The organism is Clostridium sp. 7_2_43FAA, assembly GCF_000158375.2.
Taxonomy (GTDB): Bacteria; Bacillota; Clostridia; order Clostridiales; family Clostridiaceae; genus Clostridium; species Clostridium tertium.
In genome coordinates, this window is the sequence record NZ_JH815222.1 from 3,061,553 (window position 1) to 3,071,501 (window position 9,949).

Consider the following 9,949-nt stretch of genomic DNA (forward strand, 5'->3'; position numbering starts at 1 on the left):
AAAAGAGCAGCTTTATACATCTTAATAAATTAAATATTAATTATAATAAGATAAATAATATTTAAAATTAAACTTTAAAACAAAAAGTATAATGTACTCTTTGGCAACTGGCTGACATAGTTATACACCTTAGTCCCTATAGCTTTGCGTCCTTAAATTTCTCTAAGTTTGCCTATTTAATTTTATAACTTTAAAATAAATTTTAATTATTTTAAAATTTATTATCCGTATTTTAACATAAAATCACATATTTATCCATATATTTTATAAAATTTCTACTATTTTTCTTCTTTTTTTGCATAATTTCAACTTATTATTCTTCCAGTTTAAGTAAATAATTTTAATTACCTCTTTATATTGACATTGACTAATTAGATAATTATAATATTACTTATAAATATTTTAATACGTTGATGAGAAGAGTAAACTAAATTTCATTTTCAGAGAGAGATAAGCTTGGTGAAATTATCTTATTTGAATCTAGTTGAAGACCACCTCTGAGTGACTCTAATAAAGTCCGTTTAATATCACGTTACGATATATTAAGAGGTCTTATTATAGACAATTAAGGGTGGAACCGCGGGAAGTTTAGAACTTATACTCTCGTCCCTTCTATTTATATAGAAGGGATGGGAGTTTTTTTATTTTAAATTATATTATGAAGGGAGTAATAAATATGATTAAAATTACTTTAAAGGATGGATCAGTAAAAGAATTTGAAGCTGGTATTTCTGTTTTAGATATAGCTAAATCAATTAGTGAAGGCTTAGCTAGAAATGCTTGCTGTGGAATAGTTAATGGAAAGGTTGTTGACTTACGTTATATAGTAAATGAAGATAGCGAACTTGCTATTTGCACATTTGACTCACAAGAAGGAAAAGATGCATTAAGACACAGTGTATCTCACGTTTTAGCTTATGCAGTTAAAAGATTATATCCAAATGCTAAATTAGCTATAGGACCTGCTATAAATGATGGTTTCTACTATGATTTTGATGTAGAAAACTCATTTAGTTCTGATGATTTAGTAAAAATAGAAGATGAAATGAGAAAAATAGTAAAAGAAAATCCTTCAATTGAAAGATTTGAATTACCAAGAGCTGAAGCTATAAAGCTTATGGAAGATGCTAACGAACCATATAAGGTTGAATTAATTAATGATTTAGGCGAAGATGAAGTTATTTCATTCTATAAAATGGGTGACTTTGTAGATTTATGCGCTGGCCCTCACCTAATGTCTTTAAAACCAGTTAAAGCTATTAAACTTCTTAGAAGTGCTGGAGCTTACTGGAAGGGCGATGAAAAGAACAAAATGCTTTCAAGAGTATATGGAACTGCATTCTTAAAGAAAGCTGATTTAGATGCTCATTTAGAAGCTTTAGAAGAAGCTAAAAAGAGAGACCATAACAAATTAGGTAGAGAACTTAAAATCTTCACTACAGATGAAAAAGTAGGTCAAGGTTTACCTCTTATAATGCCTAAAGGTGCTAAAATTGTTCAACTTCTTCAAAGATGGGTTGAAGATGAAGAAGAAAAAAGAGGCTATGTATTTACAAAGACTCCTTCAATGTCTAAAAATGACTTATTTAAGGTTTCAGGCCACTGGGATCACTACAAAGATGGTATGTTTGTTTTAGGAGATGAAGATAAAGATCCAGAAGTTATGGCATTAAGACCAATGACTTGCCCATTCCAATATACAATTTATAATGCAGAACAACACTCTTATAGAGAACTACCTATAAGATATGCTGAAACTTCTACTTTATATAGAAATGAAGCATCTGGTGAAATGCACGGATTAATTCGTGTAAGACAATTTACTTTATCTGACGGACATATAGTTTGTAGACCAGATCAAATTGAAGAAGAATTTAAAGGTTGTGTTGAATTAATCAACCACATAATGAGTACTTTAGGAATAGATGGAGATATATCATTTAGATTCTCTAAGTGGGATCCAAACAATACTGATAAATATATAAACAATCCAGAAGCTTGGGAAGAAACTCAAGTATTAATGAAGGCTATCTTAGATCACCTTGGAATTGATTATGTTGAAGCTGAAGGTGAAGCTGCATTCTACGGACCAAAGCTTGATATCCAATTCAAGAATGTTCACGGAAAAGAAGATACAATAATAACAATCCAAATTGACTTTGCTCTTGCAGAAAGATTTGATATGACTTATATAGATAAAGATGGAAATAAGAAACGTCCATATATAATTCATAGATCTTCAATTGGATGTTATGAAAGAACTTTAGCTATGCTTATTGAAAAATATGCTGGTGCATTCCCAACTTGGCTTGCTCCAACTCAAGCAATAGTTCTTCCTATTTCTGATAAATATAATGACTATGCTGAATCAATAGTTAAAGATTTCAAAGATTCAGGAATAAGAATTACTGCCGATTATAGATCAGAAAAAATTGGTTATAAGATTAGAGAAGCTAGACTAGAAAGAATCCCTTACATCCTAGTTGTTGGTGAAAAGGAAGCTGCCAACAATGAAGCTTCAGTAAGAAGCAGAAAGAATGGAGAAGAAGGTGCACTTCCAGTTTCTGAATTAAAGAACAGATTAATCTTAGAAATAGCTAATAAAGATAAATAATCAATGTAGAGTTTAGAATGGTGGAAAAAATCCTCTGGTAGGATTTTTATAAAATAAATAATTTTTGATAGAGAACCCTGAAAATTTTAAAATTTTCAAGGTTCTTCTTAATTTATAATAATTTTTAGTTATGGACTTCTTCTTTCCATTAAAATCACACTTCTTGTTTTATATATCTCTATTATGATAATTTTGTAAAACTTTAAAGCAAAATAGATTATTTTGTTACCATATAAGCTGTTTTTTATATTTATATTTTTTATGATTACTATTCATTGTCCAATTTTCTTATTACTCTACAAGGATTACCAACAGCTAGTACATTATCTGGAATACTCTTAGTTACAACACTACCAGATCCAACAACTGAGTTCTCTCCAATTCTCACCCCTGGATTAATAGTGCTTCCCCCACCTATCCATACTCCATCACATATTTCTACTGGGTCTGCATATTCTAAATTTTCCATTCTCTCCTTAGGTGAAAGTGCATGATTAGCTGTAAATATATTCACATTAGGTCCAATCATAACATTTTTCCCTATAGTTACTTTGCCACAATCTAATATTGTACAATTGTAATTTGCAAATGAATTTTCTCCCCAATAGATATTGTAGCCATAAGCACATCTAAAAGGTTGCTCTATGAAGAACTCTTTAGGCGCATGTCCAAATAACCTTCTAAGTAAGTCCATTCTCTTTTCTATTTCCTTTGGATGTAGTGAATTGTACTCAAACATAATTTCATTAGCATGTTGCCTATCATTAAACAATTCATCGCCTAAAGAAACATACAAATCTCCCCTTAGCATCTTTTCCTTTTCAGTCATAATATCCTCCCCCAACCATAAATATCATATTTATTTATATAAAATACATCTTATAATCATATTACTACTTTTAAACTAATAAATCACTTTATATAAAAATAAAAAAAGCCCTTATTAAAAGGCTTTTACTTATTTTCTTCAATAAGCTTTTTCATCTTATTTTGAAGTAACCATATTTTCTTTTGTTTTCTATTATAGGCAACCATCTTATCCTTATTATTAGTACTAGACTCTAATTGCTTCGTAGTTTTTTCTTCATACATCTTTAAAGCTTCATTAAGAATTTGAAGTTCCTCTTTATTAAACATAAATACACTCCTTACATCAATGTAAATTAGTTTACTAAATCTTAATTATCATATTCTATTATATTTTATAAAGAGTTTCTTTGCAATTATCCCTATTAATTTTTAAATAATGAACAACAGCAAATATTAAATTATTTATTTGCAAGCCAACATATACTCCACTTAATTTAAATCTTATGGATAATATCACAATCCATAATACAGATAAAAAGCTAACTAAACTTGTAAACTTTAATACAAAACTTTCATTTTTATTCTATAATTTATCCTTTTCTTAAATTAGGATAATGCTACATCTAAAATCATCATAATTACAAATCCTATAGAAAATGCTATTGCACTAATATCAGAAAAATTATCTTCTGCTGCCTCTGGTATTAATTCCTCTACTACAACAAAAATCATAGCTCCTGCTGCAAAAGAAAGTAGATATGGCATTATTGGTGTAATAACACTAGAAAATATTATTGTAATTACCGCCGCTATTGGTTCTACTATTCCAGATAAAGCTCCATAAATAAATGATTTATTTTTGCTTAAGCCTTCGCTTTTAAGAGGCATTGATATTATTGCACCTTCTGGAAAGTTTTGAATTGCTATCCCTATAGAAAGAGCAATAGCTGAAGCAAGAGTTACTGCATTGGCCTCATTCATAACTGCTGCAAAAACAATTCCTATTGCCATTCCCTCCGGAATATTATGAATTACTACTGACAGTACAAGTTTTGTAGTTTTACTTAGTTTATATTTTTTTGTTCCTTCTTCCTTTTTACTATTGATATGCATATGCGGAACAATTTTGTCCAAAGAAAATAAAAATAAAATTCCTACAAGTACTCCAACTGCAGCTGGAATAAATGATAATTTCCCCATATTTTGAGACATATCTATAGAAGGAATAATTAATGACCATACTGCTGCAGCCATCATAACTCCTGATGCAAATCCAAGAAGTATCTTATTAACCATTTTATTCATTTCTTTCTTCATTGCATAAACACAAGCAGCCCCTAGAGACGTACCTAAAAACGGTATTAAGATTCCAATTAAAATATTCATTCCCACTCCTCCTTTTATAAACACTATTTCATATATTGATTAAATAACTTATGGCATCTTTCCTGAGTATCTTCTATCAAACTTGTTTTCCTATATAAATAGAGCAATTGTTCCATCTTTAAAACCATCATCTACTCAATTTGAATCTGTAAAATCATTATTATTTATATTATTGATTTTATTTTCTGATTAATCTGAAGAAACTAAGTCTATTTTCTTATCATTAACATGTCCCTCTTTTTTTTAATTTATTACACTACTATAGCCACATATGAATAATCAACATATATCTAAAACATGAATAATACTTTTAATAAACTTACTCATAAACTTTTCCCCTGTATAATCGACTTTCTCCTAATCTTTATTATATCTAAGTATATTTTAACATATTTCTACTTAATATATTCTATTTTAATTCCTATATTATTTATAAAATTAAAACCAATAGTTAAAAGCTACTATTTTCTAATACCAATTAAAAATAGTAGCTTTTAACAAATATATTATTCTAATTTGTTAAAATATCATATTTCTAAAATGAGAGTCACAAAACGTGATACCCTTTGAAATAAAATTTTAAACAACATTGAATTCTTTTATTTTCTTATTGTTTTTTTATTATTAACTGTTAATTGAGATTAATGCTTGTTCAAAATCTGCAATTATATCTCTTATATCCTCAATTCCAATTGAAACTCTCATCAAATCAGGTGTTACTCCACTTGCTATTTGCTCTTCCTTTGATAATTGACTATGTGTAGTTGTTGCTGGATGTAAAAGACAACTTCTAACATCTCCTAAAGTAACTACTAATGCTACTAATTTTAATGCTTTTGTAAATTTCTTTGCTGTTTCTATATCTCCTTTTATTCCAAAAGTTAATAATCCACTTCCTCCACCTTTTAAATATTTCTTTGCTTTATCATATTGTGAGCTTGTTTCAATATATGGATAATTAACCCACTTTATTTTAGGATGTTTTTCTAACCATTTTGCTAGTTCTAAGGCATTTTGTGAATGTCTTTCCATTCTTAAATGAAGAGTTTCTAAACCTAAATTAGTTAAGTAAGCATTAAATGGACTTTGACATGCCCCTATATCTCGTCCTAATGTAACTCTTAACTTTGTAATATATGCAGCATTTCCAAATGATTCTACATATTTTAATCCATGATAACTTGGATCTGGTAGAGTAAATTCTTCAAAATTTCCATTTACCCAATCAAAATTTCCTCCATCAACTACTATTCCTCCAATGCTCTGTGCATGTCCATCTGCATATTTAGTAGTTGAATGTACCACTATATTTGCCCCATGTTCAAATGGATTACACAAATATGGAGTTCCTACAGTATTATCTACTATAAATGGAACCTTTAACACCTTTGCAACCTCTGAGAACTTATCAAAATCTAATATATTTAATCCCGGATTACCAATTGTCTCTCCATATACTGCTTTAGTATTTTCATTTGCACATGAAAGAATTTCTTCCTTACTTGCTTCTGGATCAACAAAGGTTACATCTATCCCCATCTTTTTAAGATTAACCGTAAATAAATTAATTGTTCCACCATATAAAGAAGATGCTGATATTATATGATCCCCAACCTTACATATATTTAATATTGAATATAACACAGCTGCTTGTCCTGATGCTGTAGCTACTGCCCCAACTCCCCCTTGAAGTCTTGCAAACTTATCTTCTAATGCACAAACTGTAGGATTAGATATTCTACTATACAAATGCCCCTCTGCTTCTAAGTTAAATAAATTTTCTAAGTGATCTGGATCATCATACTTATAAGTTGCTGTTTGAAATATTGGTAATACCCTAGGTTCCCCAGCCTTTGGTGTATAACCTCCTTGAATACATATTGTCCCTTTTTCCCATTTTCCTTCCATATTGAAAGCCCCCTTATTTAATATTATTGCTTATTGCTTTTCTATAAAATAAAAAAAGTTACTTCAAATAAGAAGCAACCTAAATATACTAAACTATTCACTAATAAACTCAATGAAATACCTTATTTGCCAAGCATCAGCTTGCAGGATTTAGCACCACACTTATTTATAAAATAATTTTATATTTCGTAGGTTGCTAGGTTTCATAGGGCCAGTCCCTCCACCATTCTTAATAAAGTCTTTTTTATTTAATTATTATATATTATACACTATATCTTTAAATTTTCAACCATTATTTGTATTTTTTAAGGCTCTAGTATTCGTGATTATATAATCTACTTTGATATCATGCACTTCTGATTCTATTTTATCAACTATTTGTAAATCATATGCCAATGCTATCTTATTTTCTTTAGATTTTATATCTTTTAAATACCTGTCGTAATATCCTCCTCCATACCCTATTCTGTTACATTCTTTATCAAAAACAACTCCAGGTACTACTATTAAATCTATATTTTCTTTTTCAATATAATTAGAGTCATCTATTGGTTCTAAGATACCCATTGAATTTTTCTTCAGCTCATCAATAGAATTTAATTTTATTGCCTTCATTAATTTATCATCTTTATATACTTTGGGAATAAAAACATTCTTTTTATCCTTAAAGGCCTTTTCTATTATATTTCTTGTATTTATCTCATTGCTAAAGCTTATGTAAATAAATATATTAATAGATCTTTTATATAAATCTGTATTTATTAACTCATTAAATATTTTATTATCCATTAATTCTTTTTCGTTGTTATTTAGTGAATCTCTTATTTCTAATATTTTATTTCTTAAAACTTTCTTTTCTTCTTTATTCATAATTTTTTTCATTCCTTCATTTTTTCACTTTTTAATTATTTTTCTTTGCAAAATATATTTATTATATCTCTTAATATTGCTGCAGCTGCATTTATAGTTCCTGATGCACCGCCTATTACACTAATGTCTCCTAAAGTATCTGTACTATAAAGCACACCTTTATTTTTACCATCTACAAAATATAAAGGATGACTTTTATCTATTACCTCAGGTTTTACATATGCTTTGATTTGTTCGCCTTCTTTATATATTTTTCCTATTAATTTAATTTTATTGCCATTCTTTTTTTCATTTATTATTAAGCTTTTATATAATAAATTTATTCCTTGTATCTTAATATCATCGATAGTTAAACTAGAATTCATAATAACATTAGCTAGTATTAAAATTTTTGATGCAGTATCATATCCTTCTACATCTAGATTATAATTTGCTTCTGCTATTCCTAAACTTATAGCTTTGTTTAATGCTTCGTCATAATCAACTTCATTTTCATACATTTCAGTTAAAATATAATTACTCGTTCCATTTAATATACCTTCAATTGACAATACATCTGATCCTGCTATATCAAAAGTTCCAACATTTATAGATGGAAGTGCCCCTCCTGTTGTGCACCCTATCCCAAGCTTTACATTATTTTTATCAGCTAACTTTTTTAAGTTATTATATTGAAGCAATATTGGCCCCTTATTTCCTGTTACCACGTTAATAGAATTCTCTAAAGCTAGCTTTATATGAGTTAACCCTGGCTCTCCCGTTTCTATATTAGTATTTGTTAATTCCACAAGCATATCTATATCATTATTTTTTACTATCGTATTTATATTTATGTCTTCCTTAAATTGTAGACTTTCTATATTTAAATTAAAATCATTACTTATAATTTCCTCTAAGTTTATTCCTAAATTATTATATATTCCACCATTACTTTTTATTATATATTTAACTCTTATATGAATTCCTAGATTATATAAATATTCACTTTTATCCCCTAATAGTTTTATTAAAGCTTTACTAACCCCTCCAAATCCTATTATACCTATATTCATAATACATGCCCCCTTTATATTATTATAATATATCATTTCTTTGACACAAAATAAAAGGTGCCTTCATGTAAGGCACCTTAATTAATTAGAAACTTCTGTACTAAATATCCATTCTTTATCTTTTATATTTCTACCTTTGATAGTAACATTATTATCATTCACCTCAATATAAACACCCTTAATATAATCTGATTCTCTTTTATAGCCTTTTTCTTCATTTGAATCAGGTATAATAGTGTAATGAATAGATCCTGTATTGACTATTGTAAATGGTTTATTTAAAACTACACTACTTTCATTCAAATCCCTATGAGTATGTGATGAAAACATAATTACTTCTGGGTATTGCTCTAATATATTCTTTATTTCTTCACTTTGCTTTGATCCAACCCATGGATTATCTCCATAATCTAAATGCTGATGTAAAAATACAAATATCGGTTTACCTTTTTGATAATTCTCAGCTAACTTTTCTTTAAACCATTCTAATTGTTCATCAGAAATAAATGCTGTAACTGAATTTATAGTTTGAGAATTACCATCTTCAGATCCTAATGATATAAAATGATATCCTTTTATCCATTTATCATGATATACTTTTTCTTCTCCTGAAAACTCAAGGTACTTATTTATAAAGTTTTGAACTTGATCCTTAGAATTTTTTTCAATATTATAGTCAAAAAACTCATGATTGCCTATATTTTTTATAATTGTTTGTGGTAGTAAATCCTTGTTTTTATTTAAAGTTTTTTGTACTGAATCATATTGCTCATCTAATCCTTGATCCACAACATCGCCATTTAATACTAATGCATCCATATTAGGATTTATTGTATGTAGATCTTTAATAGCCTCTTCAAAATGATTAATATTTTCATGAACATCTCCTAATACAGCAAAAGAAAGATTTTCATTTGATTTCGCTTCTACTGTTGTAGTATTAGGCTTAAACTCAGTTGATATTACTCCTAATAGAACTAATGTGATTATAGTAATAATTAATTTGAATTTTTTTATTTTAATCCTCTCCTCACTTTAAATCCACATAAAAAATTATTAATTAAATCTATTTTTTTCAGAAACTTTTATAATATTCATTTTTTACATATCAACTCTTTTATAATTTAAAAGATTCAAAATCTAAATTTTTTTATCCCCAAATCTACACAATTATTTTTTTCTACAACCTCTAACCATTAAATTAAATACACTTTTAAACATTATAATAGTACTTAAATTTTCTAATTATTTCTATTTTAATTACTATTATAAATAAAAAAATCGTTAATTCTTACAATGAATTAACGAT

The 9,949-nt window shown here is 27.9% G+C and carries 8 protein-coding genes, 2 riboswitches and 1 other annotated feature; of the genes, 1 reads left to right on the plus strand and 7 read right to left on the minus strand.

Translation table 11 applies throughout. From position 1 onward, the window contains the following. Positions 1 to 99 precede the first annotated feature (99 nt). Positions 100 to 183: riboswitch (cyclic di-GMP riboswitch) on the minus strand. Positions 184 to 401: 218 nt separating this feature from the next. Then, positions 402 to 614, plus strand: a binding site (T-box leader). Positions 615 to 676: 62 nt separating this feature from the next. Continuing rightward, positions 677 to 2,614, plus strand: a complete 1,938-nt coding sequence (gene thrS / locus CSBG_RS15480; protein WP_008681024.1) for a threonine--tRNA ligase — start codon at positions 677 to 679, stop codon at positions 2,612 to 2,614. Between the two features lie 268 nt (positions 2,615 to 2,882). On the opposite strand, the gene CSBG_RS15485 is transcribed toward thrS, so the two are convergent. The 7 genes from CSBG_RS15485 to CSBG_RS15515 form a co-directional block, all read right to left on the minus strand. Next, complete coding sequence (locus tag CSBG_RS15485) at positions 2,883 to 3,443, minus strand: sugar O-acetyltransferase (RefSeq protein WP_008681025.1); 561 nt, start codon at positions 3,441 to 3,443, stop codon at positions 2,883 to 2,885. A gap of 125 nt (positions 3,444 to 3,568) precedes the next feature. Next, entirely contained in the window at positions 3,569 to 3,751 is a 183-nt protein-coding gene (locus CSBG_RS15490; RefSeq protein ID WP_008681026.1) for a hypothetical protein, read from the minus strand. A gap of 279 nt (positions 3,752 to 4,030) precedes the next feature. Further along, complete coding sequence (locus tag CSBG_RS15495; protein ID WP_008681027.1) at positions 4,031 to 4,810, minus strand: ZIP family metal transporter; 780 nt, start codon at positions 4,808 to 4,810, stop codon at positions 4,031 to 4,033. Between the two features lie 624 nt (positions 4,811 to 5,434). After that, entirely contained in the window at positions 5,435 to 6,718 is a 1,284-nt protein-coding gene (locus CSBG_RS15500; protein ID WP_008681028.1) for an O-acetylhomoserine aminocarboxypropyltransferase/cysteine synthase family protein, read from the minus strand. Between the two features lie 119 nt (positions 6,719 to 6,837). Next, a riboswitch (SAM riboswitch) is annotated at positions 6,838 to 6,957 on the minus strand. A gap of 46 nt (positions 6,958 to 7,003) precedes the next feature. Next, positions 7,004 to 7,600, minus strand: a complete 597-nt coding sequence (locus CSBG_RS15505; RefSeq protein WP_035285518.1) for a 5-formyltetrahydrofolate cyclo-ligase — start codon at positions 7,598 to 7,600, stop codon at positions 7,004 to 7,006. Positions 7,601 to 7,623: 23 nt separating this feature from the next. Further along, the gene (locus tag CSBG_RS15510; RefSeq protein ID WP_008681030.1) at positions 7,624 to 8,640 is read right to left on the minus strand and encodes a hypothetical protein; all 1,017 of its coding nucleotides are present in this window, start codon (positions 8,638 to 8,640) and stop codon (positions 7,624 to 7,626) included. Between the two features lie 81 nt (positions 8,641 to 8,721). Further along, the gene (locus CSBG_RS15515; protein ID WP_334203932.1) at positions 8,722 to 9,663 is read right to left on the minus strand and encodes a metallophosphoesterase; all 942 of its coding nucleotides are present in this window, start codon (positions 9,661 to 9,663) and stop codon (positions 8,722 to 8,724) included. Positions 9,664 to 9,949 lie beyond the last annotated feature (286 nt).

Bases quoted from the DNA above. Each gene is read 5' to 3' on its own strand.
- CSBG_RS15510 (WP_008681030.1), bottom strand. From the start codon at position 8,640: ATGAATATAGGTATAATAGGATTTGGAGGGGTTAGTAAAGCTTTAATA.
- CSBG_RS15500 (WP_008681028.1), bottom strand. From the start codon at position 6,718: ATGGAAGGAAAATGGGAAAAAGGGACAATATGTATTCAAGGAGGTTAT.
- CSBG_RS15490 (WP_008681026.1), bottom strand. From the start codon at position 3,751: ATGTTTAATAAAGAGGAACTTCAAATTCTTAATGAAGCTTTAAAGATG.
- CSBG_RS15495 (WP_008681027.1), bottom strand. From the start codon at position 4,810: ATGAATATTTTAATTGGAATCTTAATACCGTTTTTAGGTACGTCTCTA.
- CSBG_RS15505 (WP_035285518.1), bottom strand. From the start codon at position 7,600: ATGAAAAAAATTATGAATAAAGAAGAAAAGAAAGTTTTAAGAAATAAA.
- thrS (WP_008681024.1), top strand. From the start codon at position 677: ATGATTAAAATTACTTTAAAGGATGGATCAGTAAAAGAATTTGAAGCT.
- CSBG_RS15485 (WP_008681025.1), bottom strand. From the start codon at position 3,443: ATGACTGAAAAGGAAAAGATGCTAAGGGGAGATTTGTATGTTTCTTTA.